We start from the raw sequence: 26,504 nt of genomic DNA on the forward strand, positions 1-26,504 counted from the left end.
AAATTAAAGGATGGCCGGCACACTTCGCTCCGCTATTGCAGCACTTACCTCGGATTTCTACGAGCTTTATTTCACGCCTCCCATGCTCGCCCGCGGAAAACGCTACGCGGCAACCGGTCGCGTTCTTGAGATAAAGGAGAATTCCTACGGCATCGTCGCCCGCGTCCTCGGTAACGGCCACACCTACCGGGTTCTTATTACCTCCGTACATCCCCTTACCGCGTCCTGCTCATGCCCGGTCTCACGGCGGTGTAAGCACACCGTTGCCACCTTGCTGGTGTACGCCGACCGTATGAAAGACCGCTCCTGGCGAACACTGCTTACCGATAGCCTTGTGGGAACGGAGCAGCGCCCGGATACCCGCGGTCTCGGGCTTATTCTCAGCCGCAGTGCGGAAAGCGGGGAAGTGACGGGATTGCTGCGCCCGGCCCAGCGGAATCTCAACGGGGAGTGGTCACACCGCACCACTACCTGGTCCACTATTGCTCCCGCGCACGGCTACAGCTCCGCCGCAGAAAGCTTGGACCCCCTCCAACTTGCGGCGCTGCGGGAAATACATGACGTGGCGAAGCGCGCCTCGTATTTTGACCCAAGTATTTCCTTGCAAAGCTTAGGTACTACGGCGATGGCCTACCTGGAAAATGCTCGCGATGCCGGGGTGGAGCTTTTTTGCGGGGATACTGATCAGCCGCTCCGCATCGATAAGACACCCTGGGGCGCCCAGCTCAGCTTGTCCGCCCGCGAGCGCGGGAGTGATGATCTGCTTTTGCGGGTGCTACCAGAAACCCCGGAGGGCACCCCGGCCGCCGTTATCAAAGGCACCGAGCCAGCCCTCGCCATGAGCTACGAAAACGATTCTTATGTCCTCGGCCGCATCAACCCGAGCCTTCCCGCGGCTCTCTCCGAAACTTTGGGATCCGCGCAGCCCTTACGCATCCCCGCCGCGGAAATCCCCATGTTTGAACTCAACCTCCTTCCCGCCCTGCCGCCCGATATCAGGGTGGTCTCCCCCGACGGCGCGTTCACTCCGCATCGTTTCTCCGACCCGGTTCTGCACGCCCTGATCCGCCGCCCCGCGCCCGACGAGCTCAATTCGCAGCTCACCGGACCTTTCCTGCTGGAGTGGTACGCGAAACGCCAGCTGCTGGGCGCTGACAGCGCGGAGCCAACCGAAATGCCGGCTTTGTATACACCGCTTACTTGGGGAAGCGGCATCATGAAGTTGCCGCAGGGGCAACTCCAGGCAGCCCAACGGGCCTGGCTCGCGGCTGATATGCCCGAACTTCACTTCCCCCGCAGTCGCAACCTCGACATCACCACCTACCAGCACCTGCGCGAGGATATTGTTCCCGCCTGGCGCGCAGCCGGAATCTCGGTCACATTCGACGAGGGCGCGGATCTCACCGTCCTCACCGAAGCCCCGGTCCTCACCACCACCGTCACCGAGGATCGCGACTGGCTGGATCTGGGCGTGACCGTCACCGTCGGGGAGCACGAGGTCCCCCTCCCCGTCCTCTACGATGCCCTCACTAGCGGCACCTACCATCTGGTGCTCGGAGATGTGGTCATCCCGCTGGGAAGCGATTTCGATGCGTTGCGCCAGCTTTTGTACGACGCCGCAGCGCTCGGCACCGTCACCCCGGAAAGCATTTCCGTGCCCCGGGCCCGGGTGCACGCCCTGGATCTATCGGCGCTGGCCAATCCGCAGGCGCTCACCGATGCGCTGGGCCAGCTTGATCACCTTGGCGAGGCGGTGCCGGTTCCCGAAACTTTCCAGGGCACCCTGCGCGGCTACCAGGAGGCTGGCTATTCCTGGCTCACCCACCTGGCACGGGCTCACTACGGCGGCATCTTGGCCGACGATATGGGCCTGGGTAAAACCGCGCAAATGCTCGCCATGATCAGCGGCGAACGCGCGGAGGGCAAGTTGGAAGGCCCGGTGCTCGTGGTGGCTCCCACCTCCGTGGTGCCGGTCTGGCGCAGCGAAGCGGCCCGCTTCACCCCGGAGCTGCGCGTGCACACCATCACCGGCTCAGGTAAACGCCGTTCACAGGATGTGGCGGGTATTGCCGCGAGCGCGGATATTGTGGTGACCTCCTATACCCTGCTGCGCCTCGAGCGGGCGGAGTACGCGAAAGTGGAGTGGGGCGGGGTTATCCTCGACGAAGCCCAGGCGGTGAAGAATCCCAGCACGGTGGGCTATCGCGCCGTCGCCGCGCTCACCCGCCCCTGGACGTTCGCGGTTACCGGCACCCCGGTGGAAAATAGCCTCTCGGATTTGGCGGCCCTGCTGGCCCTCACCAGCCCCGGCCTGCTCCCGGGGCACGCGCGTTTCACGGAAAAGTTCCAGAACCCCATTGAGAAATTCAATGATGAGGAGGCGGCCGCGCTGCTCACGCGCCTGGTGCGGCCCTTTATATTACGACGCCGCAAAGCCGAGGTGGCCAAGGACCTCCCCGCCCGCACGGTCACCGAGCTCAGTGTTCCCCTCGCCCCGGCCCACGCGCAGCGCTATCGAAAACAACTGGAACGCGAACGCCAGGAAATCCTCGGGCTTATCGATGACCCGAATGCCAATCGCATTTCGATTCTCGCTTCCCTCACCCGGCTGCGGCGCATGGCTATTGATCCGGGTCTGGTGGATGCGCGAATCACTACCCCGCCAGCGAAAACCATGCTGCTCCTCGAGCACCTCCAGCAGATTATCCCGGAGGGGCACCGGGCCCTGGTATTCTCCCAGTTCACCACCTATCTAGAACGTATTGCCCACCAACTTGACCGGGAGGGCATTACCTACAGTTATCTGGATGGATCTACCCGGGATCGCGCCGGTGCGATTGCGGCTTTCCGCGACGGCAGCACCCCGGTTTTCCTTATTTCCCTCAAGGCGGGCGGTACCGGGCTCACCCTCACGGAAGCCGATTACGTTTACATCATGGATCCGTGGTGGAATCCGGCCGCCGAAGAGCAGGCCATTGACCGGGCCCATCGCATTGGCCAGGATAAGCCGGTCACCGTCTACCGACTTGCCTCGGCGGATACCATCGAGGAAAAAGTCATCGCCCTGCAAGCGCGCAAGCGCGAACTCGCCGGCATGGTGGACGAGGCGGCCCGCGGGCCCATCTCAGGGGCGGATATCCGCTCCCTTCTCGAGCTCACCGGGCCGGAGGCCCGCTAGCTGCGCCGTCGTACCGCGAAAAGTACCCGCGCTTAAACCGGGCGGGCCGGTCACGTTTCCACGCAACCGGCCCGCTCCGCGCAGGCACGCAGCCCGCATGCTCGCTACCGCTCACCCGCACCACAGGTAAACACCGTTTACCCGCGCGGCGCAAGTAAACACCGCATACTTACTACAGCATGCAGGAGACGCAGCCTTCCACTTCGGTGCCCTGGAGGGCGGCCTGGCGGATACGCATGTAGTAGAGCGTCTTGATGCCCTTACGCCAGGCGTAAATGTAATTGCGGTTCACGTCGCGCGTGGTCACGGTGTCCGGGTAGAACAGCGTGAGGGAAAGCCCCTGGTCCACGTGCTGGGTGGCTACCGCGTAGGTGTCGATGATCTTCTGCGGGCCGATTTCGTAAGCATCCTGGAAGTATTCCAGGTTGTCATTGGTCATATACGGCGCCGGGTAGTACACCCGCCCGATCTTGCCTTCCTTGCGGATCTCAATCTTGGACACGATCGGGTGGATGGAGGAGGTGGAGTGGTTGATATAGGAGATGGAACCGGTGGGCGGAACCGCCTGGAGGTTCTGGTTGTACATCCCGTATTCGGCCACGTCCGCGGCCAGCTGGGCCCAATCTTCCCGGGTGGGGATGTGATGCGCGGCGAAAAGTTCGCGCACCCGCTCGGTTTGCGGGACCCACTCCTGCTCGAGGTACTTCGTGAAGTAAGCACCGTTTGCATAGGTGGAATCCTCGAAACCTTCGAAGCGCTCCCCGCGTTCCTTCGCCAGCAGCATGGAGGAACGGATCGCGTGGTAGGCCACCGTGTAGAAGTACATATTGGTGAAGTCGAGCGCTTCTTCGCTCCCGTAGAAGATCCGCTCGCGGCCCAGGTAGCCGTGCAGGTTCATCTGCCCCAGCCCGATAGCGTGGGACATCTCATTCCCGCGCTTGATGGAGGGCACCGAGTCAATGCTGGTCTGGTCGGACACGGCCGTGAGGGCACGCACCGCAATCTCCACCGTTTTACCCAGGTCCTCCGAATCCATCGCCTTGGCAATATTGAGGGAGCCGAGGTTGCAGGAAATATCCTTGCCCACATGCTTGTAGGAGAGATCCGCATTGTATTCGGAAGGCTCGGATACCTGGAGGATCTCCGAGCACAGATTAGACATGGTAATCCGGCCCTTAATCGGGTTGGTGTTATTGACGGTGTCCTCGTACACGATGTAGGGGTAGCCGGATTCGAACTGGATTTCGGCGAGGGTCTGGAAGAACTGACGCGCATCAATCTTCGTCTTCTTAATGCGCTTGTCATCGACCATCTCGCGGTACTTTTCGCTCACCGAAAGCTCGGTGAGCGGCTTGCCGTAGACCCGCTCCACATCGTAGGGGGAGAAGAGGTACATGGGCTCGCGGTTCTTAGCCAGCTCGAAGGTAATATCCGGAATCACCACGCCCAGCGAGAGAGTCTTGATACGGATTTTTTCATCCGCATTTTCGCGCTTGGTATCCAGGAACCGCATGATATCCGGGTGGTGGGCATGCAGGTACACCGCCCCCGCACCCTGGCGCGCCCCGAGCTGATTCGCGTAGGAGAAAGAATCCTCGAGCAGCTTCATCACCGGGTTCACCCCGGAGGACTGATTTTGGATGCGCTTAATCGGGGCACCCTGCTCACGCAGATTGGTGAGGTTGAGCGCCACCCCACCCCCGCGCTTGGAGAGCTGAAGCGCGGAGTTAATCGCACGGGCGATGGATTCCATATTGTCTTCCACCCGCAGCAGGAAGCAGGATACCAGTTCCCCGCGCGCCTGCTTACCGGCGTTGAGGAACGTGGGGGTGGCCGGCTGGAAACGCCCGGTAATCATTTCTTCCATGAGGTTGGTAGCCAGCTCGGTATCGCCATCGGCCAGCGCGAGGGCCACGATGCACACCCGATCCTCGAAACGTTCGAGGTAGCGAGTACCGTCCCACGTCTTCAGGGTGTAGGACGTGTAGTACTTGAAGGCCCCCATGAAGGTGGGGAAGCGGAACTTATGCGCGTAGGCCTTCTTGTAGAGGTCCTTGATAAAGGCCATATCGTAGGCCTCGAGCACGCGTTTTTCGTAGTACCCTTCGCGCACGAGGTACTCGAGCTTTTCTTCTAGATCGTGGAAGAACACGGTGTTCTTATTGACGTGCTGGAGGAAGTACTGCCGCACGGCTTCGTGATCCTTCTCGAATTGGATCTTGCCTTCGGCGTCGTACAAATTGAGCTCGGCGTTGAGCGAGTGGTAATCAACGAGCGAATCACCCAGGTTTTCCGAACCGGTATCCGTTAGTGTTGCGATGCCCAAAACTGTTCCAAACCTTCCTTAACCGTGGCAACGTCCGTGGGCGTGCCGAGCAGTTCAAAGCGATACATCATGGGGACGCCGCATTTCGCGGAGATAACATCCCCGGCGAGTCCGTAAACATCGCCAAAATTGGTATTTCCTCCGGCGATCACACCGCGGATGAGTGCACGGTTGTGTTCGTTATTGAGGAATTTGATGACGGGGCGCGGCACGGCGCCGCGATGGTTCCCGCCACCGTAGGTGGGGCAAATAAGCACGTAGGGTTCATCCACCACGGGTGTTTCGCCGTGGATGGGGATGCGCACGGCATCGTAGCCGAGCTTTTCCACGAACCGGTGCGTGTTATTTGTTTGAGAAGAAAAATAGACGATACGTGCCATCGGTTCTTTCCTCAGCGGGCGGCACGCGGCCGCACCGCCAGCTTAGGCAGTCACCAGGGTGGGTTCCGCGGTGGCCTGCGCGCCGGCTTTGAGCGCCTTGATTTCATCGGGGCGGTAGCCGGACCAGTGATGACCGTTCGCGATAACCACGGGCGCCGACTGGTACCCGAGGGCCTTAACCGCCGCGAGGGCCTCCGCATCCTGAGTGAGATCCACGAGCTCATACTCCAGCCCCGCCTTATCGAGCGCACGCTTGGTGGCATTGCACTGCACGCACGCGGGCTTGGTGTAGACGGTAATGCTCATGAGGTCTCCTCGGTTTCGGATTGTCACGCTGTGTGCGTGGTGGAACGACTACAAGGCTAAACACTACACCTAGTGGCACCTAGAACAAAAGACCACTAGAACTTGTGGTTGTTACGACGACGCCGCCACTCCCGCTTTGCGCTCATTTCCGCGGTTTTGGGACTTTGGGCCCGCGCTTTGTGAAGCTGGTAACCACCCCGCTCGGCGTGTCCTGCGGGTGGGCTGCGAGTTGGTCGCGGGCCGTCCGCACGAGCACGCATGGGCCACCCGCAGGCCGCACAAAATGAACAGCACGTCAGCTACACCTCTAGACACCCGCACAGCACGCCGGATCATTTAGCACATTTACCAATTTTCCACCAGAGTAAGGAGTCCCTTACCGGCCTTTTTGTGCGCAATATCACCCGCATTTCAGCGCTCTCAATTTTTATCTTGTGACCTACGTCCGTACGATCTTAATCAGACTTAACCGGATTCGGATTCGACCGCCGTGACCAACGCTGCTCACCGACCCGTATCCGCCCCAACCTCGTGCGATGGATAGGAGAACATCGTGGAAGCCTTTACACAAACCGCCGCACCGCTGGGGAGTCTCACCCTCTCCGCCCTCGTGGCCCTCCTCCCGCTCCTCACGGTGTTCTTCCTGCTGGGCGTTGTCCATATGAAAGCGCACTGGGCGGGGGTATGCGGCGTCGCCGTTGCGCTTGCCGTGGCAATTTTCGCCTTCCGCATGCCCGCCGGAATGGCGCTTTCCGCCGGTCTGGAAGGTGCCGTCTTCGGGATCTTCCCCATCACCTGGATCGTTCTCACCGCGATTATTCTTTTCGAACTCACGGTGGCCTCCGGGCACCACGACACCCTCATGCAAGCTTTCGCGCGCCTCTCTCCCGATCCGCGCGCGCTGGGTATTTTCATTGCTTTTAGTTTCTGTGCCCTCCTCGAAGCGCTGGCCGGTTTCGGGGCGCCGGTGGCAATCTGCGGTGTTATGCTCCTCGCCCTCGGCTTTGCGCCCTGGAAGGCGGCGCTCACGGTGCTGGTGGGCAATACCTTCGCGGTGCCCTACGGGGCAATGGCCACGCCCGTGCTCACCGGCGCAAACCTCACCGGCATCGATGCCGCTACTCTCTCCGCCCAGATCAGCGAACAAACCAGCGTGCTCGTCTGGCTCATCCCCTTCGCACTGCTCCTCATTATGGACGGCTGGCGCGGCCTGGCCCAGGTATGGCCCCTGGCCCTGGCGGTAGGAACCTCCTACGCGCTGAGCACGTGGCTCGCCGCCCGCACCCTGGCACCCGGCCTGGTCAATATGGTTCCCGCCCTGGTGAGCCTGGCGGTGGGCATCGCGCTGCTGCGCATCTGGCAACCGCGCGGGAGCCGGGCCGCGGCCGAGCGCCTCACCGGCGCCGCACCCCGGCCGGCCGCCGAACGGATCCGCCCCGCGGCCCTGGCCTGGGCGATCTTCCCCTACGTACTCATCGTGGCCGTTTTCGTCACCACCCAGATGGTGCCGGCGATCCGCGGTGCCCTGGCCGCCACGAATGTGACGATCCACTGGCCCGCCCTGTGGGCCGGGGGTGAGAATCTGGTGCGCGGGGCCGACGGTACGCCCGCCGCCTCCACCACCTACACTTTCGCCTGGTTGAGCTCCCCGGGCACCCTGCTGCTCCTGACCGCCCTGGTGCTGGCCGCCTGCTACCGGATGAAGCCGGGCGCAGTGGCACGCCTGATGTTCGCCCAGGTCTATAAGCTGCGCTGGACTTTCCTCACCATCGGTTCCGTGCTCGCCCTCGCCTACGTGATGAACCTTTCCGGGCAAACCCTCACGATCGGCACCTGGATTGCCGGAGCCGGTTCCGTATTCCCCTTCCTCGCCCCGATTCTGGGGTGGATCGGCACCGCGGTCACCGGATCGGGAACCTCCACAACGGCGCTCTTCGCCAATCTGCAGCACACCGCCGCCACCCAGATCGGGGCGGACCCGGGGCTGCTGGTTGCCTGCAATACCGTGGGCGGGGCCGTGGGCAAAATGATCAGCCCGCAAACCCTGGCAATTGCCACCGGTGGGGTGGATATGGTCGGCGAGGAATCCGTGCTGCTGCGCCGGTCCCTGCCCTGGGCCTGCGGCCTGCTCATCCTGCTCTGCCTGCTGGTTGGGTTCCTCGCCTAAATGAATTCCTGCCCTGCCACAGTTCCGCGGGCGGCCGGGCACAGCGCCGCGCAGCGGCGCCGTCGTCGTAACAAAAACGAAAGAAAAGAGTTGATATGAGCCTGATTCCCGGGCCGGAACCTCGCAAGAAAGTTGCGGTTTTCGCCACCTGTATTAACGAGGTGATGTTCCCGAATACCGTGAATAATACCGCGGTGCTGCTTGAGCGGCTCGGGTGCGAGGTGGAATTCCCACGCGCCCAGACCTGCTGCGGCCAGATGTTCACGAATACCGGTTATTTTGATCGGGCGCTGCCGAGCGTGCGGGCTTTCCTCGAAGCTTTTGAGGACTACGACTATATTGTGGGGCCCTCCGGATCCTGCGTGGGATCGGTGCGCGAACAGCACGAGATGCTGGCGCTGGATGCCGGTGAAGATGAGCTGGCGCGGCGCGTCCACGAAGTGCAGAAACGGGTCTACGACATCAGCGAGTTCATCGTGGATGTGCTCGGGACCGTGGATGTGGGCGCGTATTTCCCGCATACCGTGACCTATCACGCCTCCTGCCATTCGCTGCGCGTGGCCGAGGTGGGTGATCGCCCCATTCGCCTGCTGCAGGCGGTGCGCGGGCTGGAATATATCCCGCTGGAGGATATGCGCCAGTGCTGCGGCTTCGGGGGCACGTTCTCCGTGAAGAACTCGGACGTGTCTATTGCGCTGGGGCGCGATAAGGCCCGGCACGTGCTGGAAACCGGGGCGGAATACGTGGCGAGCCTCGATAATGCTTGCCTCATGAACTTCGGGGGGATTCTCCACCGGGAGAAGAAACCCGTGCGCCCCATTCACATGGTCAATCTGCTGGTGCAGACCGCACCCGTTGGTGCGAGCGCCGGAGCGGGAACCGTAGGCGCTGCGGCTGTACCGGGCGCCGCAACAATCACCACCGGGAGGATCGCATGAAAACACTGAAATTGGAACGCCTCACCCCGGCCCCGCCCGACGGGGATCTGCTTGATTCCCCGGCCTTCCCCAAGGCCGCGGTACGCGAGCTGGGTAACGAAACGCAGGCGAAGAATCTGCATCACGCCACCCACACCATTCGCGCCAAGCGGCAGGCCGTGGTGAGCGAGCTGGATAATTGGCAGGATATCCGCCAGGCCGGCGCCGATATTAAGAACCGGGTGGGGCGCCACCTCGATTACTACCTGGCAGAGTTTGAAAAGAACGCCACCGCGGCCGGGGCGCACGTGCACTGGGCGCGCGATGCGGAGGAAGCCAACCAGATCGTTATCGACCTGGTGCGCGCCACCGGGGAAAGCGAAGTCACCAAGGTGAAGTCCATGGTCAGCCAGGAAATTGACCTGAACGAACACCTGGAAGAAGCGCGGATCGCGGCGTGGGAAACGGACCTGGCCGAGCTTATTGTCCAGCTCGGGCATGACCGCCCCAGCCATATCCTCGTGCCCGCGATTCACCGCAATCGTAGCGAGGTGCGTGAGATTTTCCTGCGGGAAATGGGCCAGTACGGCACTCCCTGCCCGCCCGATGTGACCGATGAGCCGGCCGAGCTGGCCGCCGCGGCGCGCGTGCACCTGCGCGAAAAGTTCATGCGCACCAAAGTGGGGATCTCCGGCGCGAATTTCGCCATTGCGGAAACGGGTTCCCTGGTGGTGGTGGAATCCGAAGGTAATGGGCGTATGAATCTCACCCTGCCGGAAACCCTCATTTCCGTGGTGGGTATCGAGAAAATTCTCCCCACTTTCCAGGATCTCGAAGTGTTCTTGCAGCTGCTGCCGCGTTCGTCCACCGGTGAGCGCATGGCGCCCTACGGAACTATTTGGACCGGCGCGCGCGAAGGTGATGGCCCGCGCGATGTTCATATTATTTTGCTCGATAACGGGCGCACCAAGGTGCTCTCCGACCCGGTGGGGCGCGCGGCGCTGCGCTGCATTCGCTGCTCGGCCTGCCTGAATATCTGCCCGGTCTACGAGAAAGTGGGCGGGCACGCCTACGGGTCGGTCTACCCCGGGCCTATCGGCGCGATTCTCAATCCGCAAATTCGCGGCCTGGAATCGGTGGTGGATCGCTCCCTGCCCTTCGCCTCCACCCTGTGCGGGGCGTGTAATGAAGTATGCCCTGTGAAAATCCCGATTTCGAATATCCTCGTGCACCTGCGGCGCAAAGCGGTGGATAAGAAACGGGCCGAAGCGGGCCTGCGCCCGCATGTTGAACCGATCCTTATGGCCGGAGGCGGCTGGGTGATGGGCAAGGGCTGGCGCCTGGGAGCCGCAGCCCGGCTGGCCAGCGTGGGCGGGCGCGTGATGGGCCTGTTCATGCATTACATCGGGAATTGGCATATTCCCGGCGTGCACCGCTGGACCCGGGCCCGCGATGTTCCCATGCTGCCCAAGCGCAGCGCCCGCGCCACGTTCGCGCGGCGCAAGAAACGCGAAGCACGGCAGCTCAAGCGTTTCCAGAAAGAGTTGCAGAAGGGGCAGTTGCATCAGCTCGGTTGCGATCCGAGTTTGATCGACGGCGCCCCCGCCGCTCCGCCCGCGCAGCTACCGCCCGGAGCCGGGCAAGTACCGCCCACCGCGGGGCAAGTGCCGCCCACCGCGGGGCTGGTTTCGCCCGCACCTGATATTTTCGGCCGCCCAACCACGGAGGAGCTGTCATGACCTCGGCACGCGATGAGATTTTCGCGCGGATTCGCTCCGCGCTCGGTGATGTGCCCAGCCAGGATCCGGAAGAATCCGCGGTCAGCTGGGAATACAACCAGCCCACCGCCATTGAGGGCGACCTCGTGGATTATTTCCTCGAGCTTGTGGCCGATTACAAGGCCGACGTGGAGCGGGTCGCCCCGGAGGCGGTCCCGGCGGCTATCGTTGCCCACCTGCACGCCATCGGCGCGCGCTCCGTGGTGCTTCCCGCGGGGCTGGATTCTTCCTGGCGCGCGGCTATTGCGGGGGATGGTTTCCAGGTGTACGACGACGATAACCTCAGCGCCCGCCAGCTGAACGATATTGATGCGGTGGTGACGGCCGCCGCTGTCGGGGTGGCCAATACCGGTACTTTTGCCATGGACCATCGCGCCGACCAGGGCCGGCGTGCGCTCACCCTGGTGCCTGATGCGCATGTGTGCGTGCTGCGCGCCGATCAGGTTGTTTCCAATACCCCCGAGGCGATGACCCGGCTCCAGGATTCGGTGCGCGATGGCCAACCGATTACCTTCGTGGCCGGGCCCTCCGCCACCTCGGATATCGAGCTGAGTCGCGTGGAAGGCGTGCACGGCCCGCGCCAGCTGCACGTGCTCGTCGCCGGCTAAATAGGCGGCGCGGCAGGCAATACGGAGGCCGGGTGGCGGCGAGCGGTGCACCACGCCGCCACCCCGCGCGCAACCAGCGCTACCCCACCTTCAGTGCGGGTGCCCATTAGCACGACGCGGCCACCCGCACGCCAGGGGCCCGGCCGGGATCTCCATCCCGACCGGGCCCCTTTTTGCGTTTTGGGGTAATAGACAAAAATAGTTGCTATTGACGGGCGTGCTGCTAGTTCGAACCCGGTATATGTTTTCCGAGATGTACTGCGAACGTCGTACATACGAAGTACATCTCTAAAAACACATGGCACCTCCCCAGGTACTGATGCGGCCCCGCGCGAATCTGGAACTAACTATTTGTTGCAGTGCACCACCACGCAGTAGTTTTATTTATGTTTCCAATCCGATTAACGCTATAGTTTCGCGCACATATCCGCCTGTATTCCCTTGTTCAACCCTTTCCACCACATACAAGTACTAGACTGAATAAAAATAATAATGCCGAACCTTTACTAGAGGTATCGCCCCAGCACCGCAGCTGCCAATTCCAAGGAGTGATCATGCCGCAGCCCTCCATCCGCCAGCCGCGCTCCCGCGCGCTCCTCATATTCCTGGCGGTCCTCTTCCTTGTTCTTGGCACGCTGGTGTGGGCCACTCCGGGGCCGGCCCGCGCTGCCGATACCAACCCTGCCGGCGGTAGCCCCGCGGCCGATGCGGCGGCGCCGCGCGCCGTCGTGCAATGTTCACAAGATCCCAACGACCTCACGTGCCCCGAGGATCTCCTCACCCAGCGCATCCGCGAGGCCGGAACCACGCCCACCCGTATTATTCTGGGCGCCACCGACACTCTCCTCACGAATACCCTGAAAATTCCCGCCGGTGCGGATATTGAGCTCGTCAACGGCGGGCGCGCCCCGTGGGGCGCCACCGATTCCGGGCTGGTGCGCGAAGATGGCTTCAGCGGCGTGATGGTGCAGGTGCCGGCAGGCGCCGCCCTCACTTTCGATAATTACGACGGTGGTACCTTCCGCATGCGCAGCCGCGGCGAATGGGTCCCGGGCGGCGGTACCCTCCTGGATGTGCGCGGGAAACTCACCATTAACGGCGGGGAATTTTCCGGGGTGCGCGAAGCCAGCGCGCAGAACACCGGCGCTATTACGGTGTACGGTGCGGATGCACGATTCACTCTCAATGGCGGCAAGGTGACCGATAACCAGCGCAAACTCGGTTCGCCTTCCTCCGTGCAGTACGGCGCTGCAAATATCGCGGTGACCAAAGGTGCCACCTTTGAAATGAACGGCGGCGAAGTGAGTAAGGGCCGTGCCCATTCCAGCAACGACAGAGGGTTTGGAGAAACGGGTGGTATCGGCGTGTACAACGGCGGTTCCGCCACCGTGAATGGCGGAACCATCACGGAGAATGAGGGTTTCTCCGGCGGGCTCCAAGCCTGGACCTGGACCTCCGACAAAACTGAGGCCACCCCGGAGAAATCCGCGCGCACCCGCAGTTTCATCACGATCAACGATGGCACCATCTCCAAGAACCGCGCTTCCTTCTCCGGTGGTGGGATTCTTTCTTTCGGTAACTCCGAGGTCACCATGAACGGCGGCACCATCGATTCCAATTCGGCACCCAACGGTGGCGGCGTGGGAACCTTGGACCTGTACGTGTGGGGTGCGGACGGCACCTGGCAAGAGGTTCCCGGCGATGGTAAGAACTGGGGCTTCACCACCGCGCAGTGGTCGGAGCTGTCCCCCGGCGCCTTCACCATGAACGGTGGCACGATTTCGAATAACTCCAGCTGGCGCACCGGTGCCGGCGTGAACGTGGTTTCCAATAAGGTCCAGCTCAACGCCGGGACCATTAGCGGTAATAGTGCCGGCCAGCAGGGCGGCGGGGTCTATGTTTCCACCGCCACCTACACCCTGCACGCCGGCAATACTCTGGTTACGGCGAATTCCGCTTCCAGGATTGGCGGCGGGATCTGGACCTGCCCCACCGGCAGCGTGGAGGTCCACGTGGATAACGGCGCGGCGATTTTCGGGAACGCCGCGACTCGCTACGGCGCGGACCTCGCGCACGATAACCTCGGTTCGGTCAGCTCCGCGCCGGTGTGGACCTCGGATGCGATTCTGGGCGGTGGCCTGGTGGATTACTACCAGGATAACGAAGGTGTCCGCTTCGACCCGGCGCAGCTGAGCCTGCCCGAGAAGGAGCGCCCGCGCCCCGAAGTCATCAAGGGGCGCGAGATTTCGAACGAGGGATTTGCCGCCGTGGTTTCCGATCCGGCTCAGGGTGCGGCTCGCGGGGCCGCGCGCCTGGTCATTACGGGCAACACCGCGCCGCGCGGTGCGGGTATCGGCACGAATGGCTCGGTTATTTTCGGCACGTGGGGTTACGCGCAGGCAACGGTCACGAAGCAGTGGTTCTATGAAACGACGACGCCGCCAGCTGGCGGTAAGCCCAGTCCTGTGCCGGCACGTCCTTCGGATATTGCCTCCTCGAGTGTGCCTATGCAGCTGGTCTCCGATACGTCCGCTGAGCTCCCGAACCCGCAGGTGGTGCAGAAGTTTAGCGTGACGGCTGGTGAGGAGTGGACGAAGAGCTTCGCAAAGCTACCGATCCGCACTGATGCTGGAGAGTTGTACGTCTACGCGGTGCAGGAGCTGGACGCTGCTGGCAAGGTGCTGAAAAGCAAGGTGTTGGAGACGTCGCAGCTGCTGGTGCAGCGCGGCGAAGAACTGCCTAAGCGCCCAGAACTGGCGGAAGGTATGGCTCCGCCCGAGGTGTGGTTCGTCGGGAAGGTCGCTAATGAGGTGCCTACGCCGGTGGATATCGCGGTTACGAAACAGTGGGCCTACCGCGATTCGAGCGATCCGGTGCCGGGTGCTGCGTTACCCGAGCAGGTGGAATTCGAGCTGCTGCGCGATACCGATGCGGCTTTCTCCCATCCCGAGGTGGTGCAGAGCTTCACCGTGACGAAGGCGGATAACTGGGTTCGCACACTCACCGGGCTGCCCCGCGCCACTGCGGAGGGCGTGGCCTATGTGTACGGGCTGCGTGAGAGGGGAACTGGCGAGATTGTGCCGGTTCCGGCGGCCCCTAGCGCTCCTGATGCTCCCGGCGGCCCCGAAGCCCCGGGCGAGGACGGCGTTATTCACCGCGCGGTGACAGTGGTCAATACCCTGACCCCGCCGCCTCCGCCTACTACGCCGCCCACGGTTCCGCCGACAACGGAGCCACCGACTCCTCCCACCACTCCGCCGGTACCGCCCACAACCGAGCCGCCGGTACCGCCGACAACTCCCCCGGCTCCTCCGACGACTCCACCTACAACGCCATCGGTACCGCCAACGACACCGTCGGTACCGCCAACTCCGAGTGAGCCACCGACGCCGCCCACGGTTCCGCCGAGTACGCCTACGGTAACTCCGCCGGCCAGCACGCCTCCGGCTACTCCGCCGAGCACACCGCCGGCGAATCCGCCGCGGATTGTGCGCACCGGCAGCGATGCCCGCACCGGAGCGGCCCTCGCGGGCTCAGCGTTGCTCGCCGGCCTCGGAATCCTGGCCTGGCGCCGGCTGCGCACCGACCGCTAGGCGAGCCCTGCGCCTAAGCCACGGGGGGGGGGGGGGGGGGGGGGGGGGGCGGGGGGCGGGGCGGGGCGGGCGGGCCCGCGGGGGGCCCCGCCCCCCCCCCCCCCCCCCCCCCCCCCCCCCCCCGTCGTCGTTCTTTCAGATAACCGCCCAAACCCAGCGCACACAAAGTGGTACCAGAACTACATTAACTAGATGATTTCCTGTCGTGACGTACCACTTCGTTGCCCCATAACCGGGCCGACCCTTTCAGACGCATCCTTCGAGATGCCTACTTGGCTGGGGCCGAGATGCAGGCTGCCGGACCCGGCATGTGTTTTCCGGGGTGTACTGCGAATGTCGTACATACGAAGTACAGCTCTGAAAACACCTAGTACCTCCGCCGGTGCTGGTGTGACTCCTGAGGTTCGACTTATGTGATCGCACCCCTCGGCAACACTTGTTTACCCCAGGGGTCATGGATGGTTAATCTAGCTGCCGCCACCGAGAAATTAGGCACGCCGGCCGGCCGCGTAGAGGCGCAAGGCGCGTTCGGCGGCGTTTTCCAGGTTCGCCGCGCCCTCCGCAAGCGCCTCGTCAAGCGTGCAGGGCCGGTCCACAATCGGCACCAAGCCAACGAAGCCGTGTTCGTACAGGTCCTCCACGCCTTCACCGAGTTTCCCCGCGAAAGCAATAATCGGCACGCCGGCAGATTTACCGCCGCTGGGCGTATCACCGGCACCGGCACCGGCACCCGCACCGCGCCCGGCACCCGCACCGGCCGCCGCGGCAACCCGCGCCACCCCGGAAAGCGTTTTGCCCATGAGGGTTTGGCGATCCATGGCGCCCTCCCCGGTCAGAACCAGGTCCGCGCCGGCCATCGCCTCTGCTAGCCCCACGGTTTCCATGACCAGATCCACCCCGGATTCCAGGCTGGCCCCCAACAGCAAAAATGCGAAACCGAGCCCGCCGGCCGCCCCCGCGCCCGGCGTCTCCTGCACGTCCATCTTCCCGGCAACGGTCGCGAAATTACGCAGCACCCCGTCCAGGAATTCCACGTCCGCGGGCGAAGCACCCTTCTGCGGCCCGTAAATCGCGGAAGCCCCGCGCTCCCCGAGCAGCGGATTATCCACATCGCAGGCCACCCGGATGGTCACGCCGGCCAGGCGCGGATCCAGGCCGCTGAAGTCCGCCCGCGCCAAGCGCGCCATCTCCGCCGGGGTGGTGCCCAGCTCGGTGGCGGCGTCGTCGTAAAAACGTGCGCCGAGTGCCGCGAGCATCCCGGCCCCGCCGTCGTTCGTGGCGGAACCACCCAGGCCCACCAGAATCTCGGTGGCGCCCTCATCGAGCGCCCGCGCAATAAGCTGCCCCACCCCGGTACTATCCGAGCGGCGAATATCGCGTTCTTCGGGGCGCAACTGGTCCAACCCCACCGCGGCCGCGCTCTCAAAAATGGCGTGCTCCCCCGCGATCGCCAGCTCAGCCGGCACCGTAGCCCCGCGCACCCCGGCCACCGGCAGCGTGATGATCCGGGCGCCCAGTGCATCGGCAATGGCGCGGGCGAAACCTTCCCCGCCGTCCGCCATAGGAATTTCCACGCATTGCGCATCGGGTATAGCCCGCCGCGCCCCGGCCGCGAGCGCCGCGGCCGCGCGGGCCGCCGTCATGGATTCTTTGAAGCTATCGGGGCAGCACACAATTTTCATGGCAGAGCCTTTCACGTCGGTGTCTACAATTTTCGCCGTGCTGAGTCACGCGGATGTTAAAGCTATCGAAACGCTATAGAAAAGCTATCGAAAAAATACGCGGGGCACACGAACGCGAGGAAATGGAGAAAACTCGCGCCCGCGCGCCCCGCGCGATAGGAACACTGGCAGCTTAAAGCCGGTAGCGTGCGGCACGCTAGCGTCAACGCAAACTAGTGTTGCCGCAAGCTACCCGCCTTTTAGTTAGCGGACCAGTGCTGGCTTCTTATTATCGAACTTCCAGCCGGGGATGAGGTACTGCATGCCGATGGCGTCGTTGCGCGCGCCGCCGCCTTCCACCTTCTCCTTGTAGAGTTCGTGCGCCGCGAGGATCTGGTCCATATCCGGCTCGATGCCCAGGCCCGGGCGCTGCGGAATCGTGAGCTTGCCGTCCACGATCTTGAGCGGTTCCTTGGTGAGGCGCTCCACGCCTTCCTGCCAGATCCAGTGGGTGTCCAGGGCGTTGTATTCGCCCGGGGCCGCCGCGCCGCAGTGGGCGATCTGGGCCAGGGAGATATCGAAGTGGTTATTGGAGTGGCAGCCCCAGGTCATGCCCATATCGTGGCAGAGCTGGGCCACGCGCACCGAGCCGCGCATCGTCCAGAAGTGCGGGTCGGCCAGCGGGATGTCCACGGATTGCAAGGTCAGCGAGTGGGTCATCTGGCGCCAATCGGTATTGACCATATTGGTGGCTGTGGGCAGGCCGGTGGCCTTGCGGAACTCGTTGAGGATTTCACGGCCGGAGAAGCCGTTTTCCGCGCCGCAGGGATCCTCGGCGTAGGTGAGGATGCCGACCTTGTCCTTGCACAATTCGATGGCTTCCTTGAGGGACCATGCGCCGTTGGGGTCGAGGGTGATGCGGGCCTCGGGGAAGCGTTCCTTGAGGGCCACAATCGCCTTCATTTCTTCGGCACCTTCGAGCACGCCGCCCTTGAGCTTGAAGTCCTGGAATCCGTAGAGATCGTGGGTGGCTTCCGCGAATTTCACGATCGCTTCGGGGGTGAGGGCTTCTTCGTGGCGGATGCGGTACCATTCCACATCCGAATCCTTTTCGCGCAGGTAGGGCAGGTCCGTCTTATCCGGATCGCCCACGTAGAAGAGGTAGCCGAGCGCGCGCACCTGATCGCGCTGCTGGCCTTCGCCCAGGAGCGCGGCCACCGGCACGTTGAGGAACTGGCCGAAGAGGTCCAGGGTGGCCGCTTCCAGCGCGGTCACGGCGTGGACGGTGGTGCGCAGGTCGAAGGTCTGGAGGCCACGCCCGCCGGCATCGCGGTCCGCGAAGCGTTCACCCACCTCACGCAGGAAATTGTTGTAATCGGCCAGGGAGCGCCCCAGCACGATATCCTTGGCGTCCTCGATGGTGCGAGTGATCTTCTCGCCACCGGGAACTTCACCGATACCAACGTTTCCGCTGGAATCTTCCATGACCACCACGTTGCGGGTGAAGTAGGGGCCGTGCGCGCCGGAGAGGTTGAGTTCCATGCAGTCATGGCCGGCAACCGGGTAAACATCAATCTTCTTAATTGTGGGAACTGACATCGTTGTCTTTCTTCTTTGGGCGCTGCGCGGATGCTGTGTGCCGCGCAGCGCGGTTGGTCGGAGTAGCAGAGTATGTGCGGTTATGTGTAGGTGCGGTGTTCTGGTGGGGTGCGGCTGCGCTACGCGCGGTTTTACGACGACGCCGCTAGCTGGCCGCCGGCCGGCCGGTCAGGAGAACTTCCTTTCCGGCCGGTCCGGCCGCGCTCGGTTCCAGCCAGGCGCGGCTCGGAGTCACACGGCCGCGGCCAGCTGGTCAGTTACGGCCAGCGGGTGCTTTACTCGGGCAGGCCCGGGTGCAGCTCGATATTCGCGAGCTTCTCGTAGAAGCGCACGAGGGAGGAGTGGTCCTCACCGGCATGGTCATCACCTTCGAGCACCGACATCATCTCGCGCACCTGTGCGGTGAGCGGAAGCGCGGAATTGACCCCGTGGCCGGTGTCCATAACGTTGTTGAGGTCCTTGATATGCAGGTTGATGCGGAAGCCCGGCTTGAAATTGCGGGCCAGCATCATGGGAACCTTGGCGTCCATCACCGTGGAACCGGCCAGTCCGCCGCGGATAGCGCGGTACACGGCTTCCGGATCCACCCCGGCCTTCTGGGCCATGGTGAACGCTTCGGCGCAGGCGGCAATATTGATCGCCACGATGGCCTGGTTGGCCAGCTTAGCAATATTGCCGGCGCCGATGGGCCCCACGTAGGTAACGTCCCCGGCCATCACGCCGAGCACGTCCTTGACCTCGTTGAAGAGCTCTTCTTCGCCGCCGACCATCACGGACATGGTGCCGTCAATGGCCTTCGGCTCACCGCCGGAAACCGGGGCGTCCAGCATCCGCACGCCGGCCTTTTCCAGGCCCGCGGCCACCTCGCGCGAGGCGAGGGGTGCGATGGAGGACATATCAACGTAGATGAGCCCTTCGCGAGCACCTTCGATAATGCCACCTTCGCCCAGGGCCACCGCCTTGACGTGGGGGGAATTCGGAAGCATCGTGATGACCAGGTCGGCCTTCTCCGCCGCTTCCTTACCGTTCGCAACGGCGGTCGCTCCGGCTTCCACCACGTCGGCAACAGCTTCGGCATTGTGGTCGTTCACGTAGAGTTCGTGCCCGGCCTTGAGGAGGTTCTTCGCCATGGGCTTGCCCATAATGCCAAGACCGATAAATCCGATCTTCATGGAGTTTTTCCTTCCTTTTTGTATGATCGTCAGGTTGGTGTTTCCAACGGGCGGAGCGTTTCACGTGGGGTGGGGCGCTCCGTTTCTTTGCGCACCGTTTCCTCGCGGGGGTAGGGCGCGGCCGTAGCTGCGCCGTCGTACCCCTTCCCGGAGAAGTATTAGGCCGGAACCACCAGGCTCAGCAGCAGGCAGGCACCCAGGCCGAGCACGGAGAGCAGCGAGGTGTAGGTGGTGCGGACCTTAATGGTTTCCGCCACCGAGAGCCCGAGGAATTCCTTGAACATCCAGAACCCGGGGTCGTTCACGTGCGAGGCCATAATGGAACCGCACGCGGTTGCCAGGGTCATGATTTCGGGGCTCACCCCGCCACCGGCGATCATCGGCACCGCGATACCGGCCGCGGCCACCACGGCCACCGAGGCCGAACCGAGGGCCACGCGCATGAGCGCGGCGATAAGCCAGGCGATGATAATCGGGGAGAGGCTGAGGTTCTCGGTAATGGAGAGAATGTAATCGGAAATGCCACCGTTCTTGAGCACGGCCGCGAAGGCGCCGCCACCACCGATGATGAAGACAATCATCGCGATGGACTTCACCGAAGCCGCGCAGGAAGCCATGATCTTATCCATGGGCACCTTGCGGACCAGGCCGAAGTAGGCCACGGCCACGAGGAGGGAGAGCATGAGGGCGAACCAATCGTGCCCGATGAAGGCCATTACCTTGGTGACCGCGTGCTCGTGCCCCAGGGTCACCTCGAGGATGGCGTGCCCGCCGATGAGGATAACCGGGAGGGCGGTGATGCACAGCGAGGCCCAGAAGCCCGGCATTTCTTCGTCGGTCCATTCCTTTTCATTGACCAGGCCGGCCGGCGGGCGGGCGGTCACAGACTTGACGAAGGGCAGGCGCGGCCACATGATCGCGACCACGGCACCCAGCGGAATGGCGAAGAGGAGGCCGTACAGCATGGTCAGGCCGATGGAGGCATCGTACATATTCGCCACGGCCGAGGGGCCCGGGTGGGGCGGGAGGAAGGAGTGCATCGTGGACAGCGCGATTGCCATGGGCATCGCCAGCCACATAACCGGGATCTTGTAGGCCCGGCACACGGCGAAGACGATGGGGATGATGATGACGAAGGCGGTCTCGTAGAAGAGAACGACGCCGACGAGGAAGGACACGATCACAATCGCGAGCTGGGAGTGCTTGATCCCGAACTTGTTAATCATGGTGGTGGCGAGGCGGTTCGCCGCGCCCATATCCGCCATGAAAACGCCGAGCATGGCGCCGAAGCCGAGGAGCAGCACGAGTTTACCGGTCTGCCCGCCCACACCCGATTGGATGACGTCAAGGAGTCCCTTGACTTTCTCACCCTTGTCGTCAACGGTGGCCAGGAGAGGCATACCCTGCGCCATGCCCACCACGACCGAGACGATGACGAGGGCAATAAAGCCATTCATCTTCAGCACGATCATGAGGAACAGGAGCAGCGCAATGCCAAGTGCGAGGATTACTAGTGGCATGGTTTTTCCTTAGTTTCCAATCTCATCACTGAGATAGCCGGATACGGCTAGATATTGGTGACCGCTTCGACGGCCTTTTCGAGCGCCGGGCGGAATTCGGGGGCAAGTTCACGGGCCGGTGCGAAGCAGTAACCCGCTTCCACACCCGCCATACGCAGGCCTTCCTTGAGAACCACCGGGAAGGTGGCCACGTCTACGAGGTTGCGCAGCGGCGAGAGCGCATTTTGCAATTCGAGGGCGCGTTCGCGGTTGCCGGCGCGGTATTCGTTGTAAATGCTGGAGACGAGCTTGGGCGCAATATTCGCGGTGGAGGCGATGGCGCCGGCGGCCCCCAGGCACAGGGCCGGGTAGATGAGGGTATCGCGGCCCATAATGACGTCGAAGTCATCGGGGAGCTCGCGGATGTAATCCCCGGTGAGCGTCATATCGCCGGCGGAATCCTTGATGCCGATGATATTGGGGACGTTCACGAGTTCGCGCATGGTGCTGAGCGCTACCGGAACCTTGGTGCGGCCCGGGTTGGAGTACACCAGGATGGGCAGATCGGTTTCTGCCGCGATGTTCTTGTAGTGTTCGACCAGTTCAGACTGGGTGGGGGTCATGAAGTAGGGGGTGAGGACCGAAAGGGCGGAAACTCCACCAACTTCCTGGACCATATGGGCGGTTTTAATGCAATCGCGCGTGGTAATTTCCGAGGCGCCGGCGTAGACCGGTACCCGGCCATTGGCCTGTTCCACGGCGATTTCAACAACGCGGCGCTTCTGGTCATTATCAAGACCGTAGATTTCACCGGAGCTGCCGAGCACGAAAATACCGTGCACGCCGTTGGTGATCGTGTAGTCGATGACGTCGCGCAGACCCTGCTCCAGCAAGTTTCCTTCGCGATCTAGAGGTGTGACGAGAGCGGGAATCACGCCTTCTGCATGGAACTCCATAGTTCTCCTTGGTTGCGGCTTCAGTTTCGACTTCGCCAGCGAAACCGAAACTTTGTGGACAGTCAGCTACGTATGTAGACACTAGTATTAAAACGCGGTTTTGAAACTACAGGGTGGGACTAACGTCTGAGCTATGTAGGGCAACACAGATGTTCCGCGGCACAGTTCCGGGGAACTTGTTGCGGTGTCCTTTACTATGGAACCTAGAGAAATGAAAGAAATTATCGTGGTACCGTGGCACCCCTGAGGTACCCCACAGCGCGCGGCTTTCCGCCAGGCGCCGTGGTACCACGGCTTACGAAGGTGTTGGATCCGTTTGAGAGCTACAAGCACAACCGGCGGCGGTGTTCGCCCCGTCAAATCTGCCTCGCGCACCGTTGACCTGCTCGAATTCCTCGGCAGGCGCATTGCCGACCCCCCGCGCTTGGCAGAGATTTGCGCGGAGTTAGATGCGCCACGTTCCTCCACCTACGCGCTGCTGCGCACCCTCATCGACGCCGAATGGGTGCAGGCCACCTCCACGGATCGCTACATGCTGGGCATCCGCGCCCTGACCGTAGGCACCGCCTATATCGACGCCGATCCGTACGTGCGAATCGTGCGCCCGATCCTTGTGGATCTGGCAAAAGAGCACGGGGAAACTTTCCATATGGGCCGTTTCGATAACGCGGAAATCGTGTATCTCCTCACCCAGCAATCCGACCGTTCCACTCGCACTTATTCGCGTGTGGGGCGCCGCCTGCCCGCGGCGGCCACCGGGCTGGGCAAGGCCGTGCTGGCTCACCGCCCCGCAGATATCCCGGAGGAACTGGTGGCGCTGACGGAGCGAACTATCACCTCAGAAGCGCAGCTGCGCAAGGCCCTCACGGAGACCGCCACGCGCGGTTACGCTATCGATAATGAGGAAAATACCCTCGGCCTGCATTGCGTGGCATTTTCTCTCCCCTACGAAAGCCCGGTGCGCGACGCCATTTCCTGTTCTATCCCCAGCGCGCGCTGGAGCGCGGAGCGTGAAGCGGAGATCGCGGCAGCCATGCGCACCGCGGTTAATCGCATCCTCGATTCCGCGCCGATTGCGTAGCACGGAGAAGAATGGGATGGGTGGTTCACGTTTCGAGAGCTTCGAGTGCGACGGCGCGGTCATGACGCACCGCGACGCGTAACTGAATCTTCTCCCATTCCCGGATCCCTCGATATAGTGCATCGCGTGCTTGCGGTGCACATGCCGCTCCGAACTCATCGATCACGAAAAGAAGAACCTCTTCAAGGCAGGGCCGGAACCTGCGCCCACCCACCGGGAAATGAACATTGGCAATACGAGGAGTGCGGGCCGCGTTCTTGATGCGCCGGCGTGCCCGGCGGGAATGATGACCGCTCAGGAGCAAAGCGTGCATCCATTCATCGCCGTGCGAATGTATCTGGATATGCGCGCAGGGAATAGTTGAGCGTGGTGAGCGAATGTAATCCCAGCGTACTAGAGGCTCTTTTCCTTCGTGTCCGCGGATCACTGAAAATGTTGATTGATCGACCGTGAGAAAACCACTCTCCGGATCGAGAAAAACTCGATAGTCAAATAGCACAAGCAGGTTGTGCGGAAAAGCTATGCGGCCACTGATTCGCTTTCCAGGTGCTTCACTCAGCACCACCGACTCGATACTTACTGAAGAATTTTCATCTAGAAAACTGCTTATCTTTCCGAGGTGGTCAGCAAATCTTTCGGCCTGGAACTCTAGGCTTCCACCTGGATGATCACGGTTCTCGACCATAGCGAGCCAACTTCTCGAAGTAATCTAATCCGTCCAATTCGAAATAGAGCTTCGCTTCTTTTTCGCCGAGCAGGTAGTTATCAGCGCGTAGGTCGAATTCTTCCCGGGTCATCCTGACTTCGCGCAGAATCTCCTCTTTCCGCGCCAGAATTTCTTCCAGCGAGGTGTAGGTTCGCCCGATAATGACTGTCATAGTGGTCACCTCCGTCCTTCTCCGCCATTCTCGCATGGCGTGGAAGCGTAAAAAAGACCTAGGTAACGCCTTGTGGACAAGGATGACGTTTGCGGATTCTGTGGATAACTTCGATACCGCTGCCACTACCTATCCCGGGCAATCTCGCTGTTCTCATCCGCCAGTTTCGAAAACCTGACTAACTTGAACCAACTCAGACCTACCGACGACGCCGCCACCCGGTTCGATCCCCAATTATCCGCAAAGATGCGCCATCTGGGGACTTATGTCACATTTGCCACGGTCTACATCTGTAGATACTTGTATTGCCGGTAGGTAGGCTGACGCCGTGTGTGCACCGCCGCACGGGTGCCTTTCCGGCATATCTCAGGCAGACCCCAAGGCAAAGGAGCATATTGTGAGCCGGGATACCATCGCACACGTGAAGCTTTCCCACGTTATTTTGCCACTGAACAACCCGATTTCTGACGCAAAGGTGTTCACCGGGCGGCAAAAGCCCATGACAGAGGTGAATTTCCTCTTCTGCGAAATCGAAACAACCGACGGCCATTCGGGCCTTGGTTTCTCCTATTCGAAGCGTGCGGGTGGGCCAGCCCAATTCGCCCACGCTTCCGAAGTGGCCGATAACCTTATCGGGGAAGATCCCAATGATATTGACCGGCTGCGGGTGAAACTGCTGTGGGCCGGTGCTTCGGTGGGGCGCAGCGGGGTGGCGGTGCAGGCCATCGCCGCCATTGATGTGGCCCTGTGGGATTTGAAGGCGAAGCGGGCCGGGCTGCCGCTCTCCAAGCTTATTGGTGCCCACCGCGACTCCATCCGCACGTACAACACTTCCGGCGGCTTCCTTTCCTCGCCGCTGGAGGAAGTGATCGAAAATGCGCTGGCCTCGAAGGAGCGGGGCATTGGCGGTATCAAGATCAAGGTGGGGCACCCGGATCACCAGGTGGATTACACCCGCGTTAAGGCGGTGCGCGAGGCCCTGGGCGATGATTTCCCGCTTATGGTTGATGCGAATCAGCAGTGGGATCGCCCCACCGCGAACCGCATGTGCGAATGGCTGGAAGAATTCAATCTGGTGTGGATTGAGGAACCGCTGGATGCCTACGATTACGAAGGGCACGCGGAGCTTGCGCGGCGTTTCATTACTCCGATTGCTACCGGTGAGATGCTCGCTTCGGTGGCCGAACACGTCAAGCTCATCGAGAACCATTCCTGCGATTTCATCCAGCCGGACGCCCCGCGCGTGGGTGGCGTATCGGAATTCCTCAAGCTGACGAAGCTGGCCGAGCATGCCGGGCTGCAACTCGCCCCGCATTTCGCCATGGAGATCCACTCCCACCTGGCGGCCACCTACTCCTTGGAGCCGTGGGTGGAGCACTTCACCTGGCTGGATCCGCTCTTCAATGAGCATATGGAAATCAAGGACGGCCGCATGATCGTTTCTGACCGGCCCGGCCTGGGCGTGACACTTTCCGACCAGCTGCGCGCCTGGACGGTTAATACCTTCGAAGTAGGCCAGCGGCCCTAACGGGAACTTGCCCTCATAATTGATCGGCAACAATGGCCATGCCGATATGGGCAATGGTGATCTATGAGCCGAAAACTGGGGCGTGATTGACGGCCATACGCTGACAATCACGCCCCAGGGGGTACTAATTTTCGCGTCCTATAGCGAGGTTTTCTCTCCGATATTTATAGCCGACCATGTAGCCCACCACAAGGATAACCACGGCAAATTGCGTCCATGACGAATTCTGTATTACCAGCAGCGCTATTGCACTTGCCATATAGAATCCCGCGTGGAGGATTTCCGTGAGACCTTCCCGCCGCCGCCAAGAAAAACTCCACAATGCTAAGAGAACCAGCAGGACGGTCTCGAGAACAACCGGGATATCAGTCCATTCGCCCTGCTTGAGATTGGCAGCGAGAAAGATGAGGATTCCACCCCACATCCCTTCTGGGAATGTGCGCCACCACATGACTCGCCTCCTTATCTCACGGCGCCTCAATTTTCACTTCACTCAGAGTTACATCATCATCGACGCAACTGGTCGAAATTGTTGCCGAGAAGCGTATCTCACATTAGATACATTATTAACATACACTTCAGTCCAATATTTACGCAACAATTCAATTTGCGGGTGGGTGAAGATGGTGCTGAATATTTCCCGGGCCGCGGCGCGGGCAAGGAACACGGTGGCCGGTTGGCCCCGGGGTGGGCGGATTTTCCGCCCACCCCGGGCGTCGTCGTATTTAATGCGTGGTATTTAATACGCGGTATTTCATGCGTGCGTATTTATGCGTGCACCTCGCGTAGCAGCGCCGCGATTTTCTCCGAATCCTCCACGCTCAACGGCACCTGCGGGGCACGCATCAACGGCGAGCACTCCACCCCACACAAACGC

General features: G+C 61.9%; 20 protein-coding genes. 9 read left to right on the plus strand and 11 right to left on the minus strand.

Annotation, left to right across the window (positions count from 1 at the left end; translation table 11 throughout):
- The first annotated feature begins 10 nt into the window (after positions 1–10).
- A complete protein-coding gene (locus tag PWJ82_RS06030; RefSeq protein ID WP_274735821.1) occupies positions 11–3,178 on the plus strand; it encodes a DEAD/DEAH box helicase in 3,168 nt (1,055 codons plus the stop codon).
- A gap of 172 nt (positions 3,179–3,350) precedes the next feature.
- Here the strand turns inward: PWJ82_RS06030 and nrdE are convergent, their stop codons facing one another.
- The 3 genes from nrdE to nrdH are packed head-to-tail and all read right to left on the minus strand — an operon-like array spanning position 3,351 to position 6,190.
- Positions 3,351–5,504 carry a class 1b ribonucleoside-diphosphate reductase subunit alpha gene (gene nrdE / locus PWJ82_RS06035; protein WP_425536590.1) on the minus strand — a complete coding sequence of 718 codons (2,154 nt, stop codon included), beginning with the start codon at positions 5,502–5,504 and terminating at the stop codon, positions 3,351–3,353.
- On the minus strand, positions 5,486–5,884 hold the full coding sequence (gene nrdI / locus PWJ82_RS06040; RefSeq protein WP_016442132.1) for a class Ib ribonucleoside-diphosphate reductase assembly flavoprotein NrdI: 399 nt from the start codon (positions 5,882–5,884) through the stop codon (positions 5,486–5,488). The genes nrdE and nrdI overlap by 19 nt, the downstream gene beginning before the upstream one ends.
- Before the next feature lie 42 nt (positions 5,885–5,926).
- Positions 5,927–6,190: a glutaredoxin-like protein NrdH gene (nrdH, locus tag PWJ82_RS06045; RefSeq protein ID WP_126135872.1), complete on the minus strand. Its 264-nt coding sequence runs from the start codon at positions 6,188–6,190 to the stop codon at positions 5,927–5,929.
- Between the two features lie 553 nt (positions 6,191–6,743).
- Here nrdH and PWJ82_RS06050 point away from each other — a divergent pair.
- From PWJ82_RS06050 to PWJ82_RS06070, 5 genes are all read left to right on the plus strand, one after another.
- Positions 6,744–8,357, plus strand: coding sequence for an L-lactate permease (locus tag PWJ82_RS06050; RefSeq protein WP_274735823.1), 1,614 nt, complete (start codon positions 6,744–6,746; stop codon positions 8,355–8,357).
- Positions 8,358–8,452: 95 nt separating this feature from the next.
- Complete coding sequence (locus PWJ82_RS06055) at positions 8,453–9,295, plus strand: (Fe-S)-binding protein (protein ID WP_274735824.1); 843 nt, start codon at positions 8,453–8,455, stop codon at positions 9,293–9,295.
- Complete coding sequence (locus PWJ82_RS06060; protein ID WP_274735825.1) at positions 9,292–11,013, plus strand: LutB/LldF family L-lactate oxidation iron-sulfur protein; 1,722 nt, start codon at positions 9,292–9,294, stop codon at positions 11,011–11,013. Before PWJ82_RS06055 ends, PWJ82_RS06060 begins: the two co-directional genes overlap by 4 nt.
- A complete protein-coding gene (locus PWJ82_RS06065; RefSeq protein WP_274735827.1) occupies positions 11,010–11,660 on the plus strand; it encodes a LutC/YkgG family protein in 651 nt (216 codons plus the stop codon). The genes PWJ82_RS06060 and PWJ82_RS06065 overlap by 4 nt, the downstream gene beginning before the upstream one ends.
- Before the next feature lie 554 nt (positions 11,661–12,214).
- The gene (locus PWJ82_RS06070) at positions 12,215–15,253 is read left to right on the plus strand and encodes a Cna B-type domain-containing protein (protein WP_274735829.1); all 3,039 of its coding nucleotides are present in this window, start codon (positions 12,215–12,217) and stop codon (positions 15,251–15,253) included.
- A 488-nt stretch (positions 15,254–15,741) separates the two neighbouring features.
- On the opposite strand, the gene PWJ82_RS06075 is transcribed toward PWJ82_RS06070, so the two are convergent.
- From PWJ82_RS06075 to dapA, 5 genes are all read right to left on the minus strand, one after another.
- Positions 15,742–16,935: a glycerate kinase gene (locus PWJ82_RS06075; RefSeq protein WP_274735830.1), complete on the minus strand. Its 1,194-nt coding sequence runs from the start codon at positions 16,933–16,935 to the stop codon at positions 15,742–15,744.
- Between the two features lie 243 nt (positions 16,936–17,178).
- The gene (locus tag PWJ82_RS06080; RefSeq protein WP_026429168.1) at positions 17,179–18,513 is read right to left on the minus strand and encodes an enolase C-terminal domain-like protein; all 1,335 of its coding nucleotides are present in this window, start codon (positions 18,511–18,513) and stop codon (positions 17,179–17,181) included.
- A 275-nt stretch (positions 18,514–18,788) separates the two neighbouring features.
- A complete protein-coding gene (gene garR, locus PWJ82_RS06085) occupies positions 18,789–19,685 on the minus strand; it encodes a 2-hydroxy-3-oxopropionate reductase (RefSeq protein WP_126135608.1) in 897 nt (298 codons plus the stop codon).
- Between the two features lie 158 nt (positions 19,686–19,843).
- Positions 19,844–21,205 carry a gluconate:H+ symporter gene (locus PWJ82_RS06090; protein ID WP_274735834.1) on the minus strand — a complete coding sequence of 454 codons (1,362 nt, stop codon included), beginning with the start codon at positions 21,203–21,205 and terminating at the stop codon, positions 19,844–19,846.
- Positions 21,206–21,252: 47 nt separating this feature from the next.
- On the minus strand, positions 21,253–22,140 hold the full coding sequence (gene dapA, locus PWJ82_RS06095; RefSeq protein ID WP_126135610.1) for a 4-hydroxy-tetrahydrodipicolinate synthase: 888 nt from the start codon (positions 22,138–22,140) through the stop codon (positions 21,253–21,255).
- Between the two features lie 316 nt (positions 22,141–22,456).
- Between dapA and PWJ82_RS06100 the strand changes: the two genes are divergently transcribed.
- Positions 22,457–23,221, plus strand: a complete 765-nt coding sequence (locus PWJ82_RS06100; RefSeq protein WP_274735836.1) for an IclR family transcriptional regulator — start codon at positions 22,457–22,459, stop codon at positions 23,219–23,221.
- Positions 23,222–23,246: 25 nt separating this feature from the next.
- On the opposite strand, the gene PWJ82_RS06105 is transcribed toward PWJ82_RS06100, so the two are convergent.
- On the minus strand, positions 23,247–23,906 hold the full coding sequence (locus tag PWJ82_RS06105; RefSeq protein ID WP_274735837.1) for a hypothetical protein: 660 nt from the start codon (positions 23,904–23,906) through the stop codon (positions 23,247–23,249).
- Positions 23,890–24,099 (minus strand): hypothetical protein, encoded by a 210-nt coding sequence (locus tag PWJ82_RS06110; protein ID WP_274732653.1) that lies wholly within the window; start codon positions 24,097–24,099, stop codon positions 23,890–23,892. The genes PWJ82_RS06105 and PWJ82_RS06110 overlap by 17 nt, the downstream gene beginning before the upstream one ends.
- Before the next feature lie 397 nt (positions 24,100–24,496).
- On the opposite strand from PWJ82_RS06110, the gene PWJ82_RS06115 reads away from it, so the two are divergent.
- A complete protein-coding gene (locus tag PWJ82_RS06115) occupies positions 24,497–25,627 on the plus strand; it encodes an L-talarate/galactarate dehydratase (protein WP_274735838.1) in 1,131 nt (376 codons plus the stop codon).
- Positions 25,628–25,751: 124 nt separating this feature from the next.
- Here PWJ82_RS06115 and PWJ82_RS06120 read toward each other — a convergent pair whose 3' ends face one another.
- The gene (locus PWJ82_RS06120) at positions 25,752–26,078 is read right to left on the minus strand and encodes a hypothetical protein (protein ID WP_274735840.1); all 327 of its coding nucleotides are present in this window, start codon (positions 26,076–26,078) and stop codon (positions 25,752–25,754) included.
- A gap of 162 nt (positions 26,079–26,240) precedes the next feature.
- Between PWJ82_RS06120 and PWJ82_RS06125 the strand changes: the two genes are divergently transcribed.
- Positions 26,241–26,504: hypothetical protein (locus PWJ82_RS06125; protein ID WP_274735842.1), on the plus strand; the 264-nt coding region annotated here is incomplete at its 3' end.

Origin of the sequence: Actinotignum schaalii (genome assembly GCF_028864145.1) — a bacterium.
Classification (GTDB): domain Bacteria; phylum Actinomycetota; class Actinomycetes; order Actinomycetales; family Actinomycetaceae; genus Actinotignum; species Actinotignum schaalii_B.

Bases quoted from the DNA above. Each gene is read 5' to 3' on its own strand.
- PWJ82_RS06030 (WP_274735821.1), top strand. From the start codon at position 11: ATGGCCGGCACACTTCGCTCCGCTATTGCAGCACTTACCTCGGATTTC.
- nrdI (WP_016442132.1), bottom strand. From the start codon at position 5,884: ATGGCACGTATCGTCTATTTTTCTTCTCAAACAAATAACACGCACCGG.
- nrdH (WP_126135872.1), bottom strand. From the start codon at position 6,190: ATGAGCATTACCGTCTACACCAAGCCCGCGTGCGTGCAGTGCAATGCC.
- PWJ82_RS06055 (WP_274735824.1), top strand. From the start codon at position 8,453: ATGAGCCTGATTCCCGGGCCGGAACCTCGCAAGAAAGTTGCGGTTTTC.
- PWJ82_RS06060 (WP_274735825.1), top strand. From the start codon at position 9,292: ATGAAAACACTGAAATTGGAACGCCTCACCCCGGCCCCGCCCGACGGG.
- PWJ82_RS06065 (WP_274735827.1), top strand. From the start codon at position 11,010: ATGACCTCGGCACGCGATGAGATTTTCGCGCGGATTCGCTCCGCGCTC.
- PWJ82_RS06070 (WP_274735829.1), top strand. From the start codon at position 12,215: ATGCCGCAGCCCTCCATCCGCCAGCCGCGCTCCCGCGCGCTCCTCATA.
- PWJ82_RS06075 (WP_274735830.1), bottom strand. From the start codon at position 16,935: ATGAAAATTGTGTGCTGCCCCGATAGCTTCAAAGAATCCATGACGGCG.
- PWJ82_RS06080 (WP_026429168.1), bottom strand. From the start codon at position 18,513: ATGTCAGTTCCCACAATTAAGAAGATTGATGTTTACCCGGTTGCCGGC.
- garR (WP_126135608.1), bottom strand. From the start codon at position 19,685: ATGAAGATCGGATTTATCGGTCTTGGCATTATGGGCAAGCCCATGGCG.
- PWJ82_RS06090 (WP_274735834.1), bottom strand. From the start codon at position 21,205: ATGCCACTAGTAATCCTCGCACTTGGCATTGCGCTGCTCCTGTTCCTC.
- dapA (WP_126135610.1), bottom strand. From the start codon at position 22,140: ATGGAGTTCCATGCAGAAGGCGTGATTCCCGCTCTCGTCACACCTCTA.
- PWJ82_RS06105 (WP_274735837.1), bottom strand. From the start codon at position 23,906: ATGGTCGAGAACCGTGATCATCCAGGTGGAAGCCTAGAGTTCCAGGCC.
- PWJ82_RS06110 (WP_274732653.1), bottom strand. From the start codon at position 24,099: ATGACAGTCATTATCGGGCGAACCTACACCTCGCTGGAAGAAATTCTG.
- PWJ82_RS06120 (WP_274735840.1), bottom strand. From the start codon at position 26,078: ATGTGGTGGCGCACATTCCCAGAAGGGATGTGGGGTGGAATCCTCATC.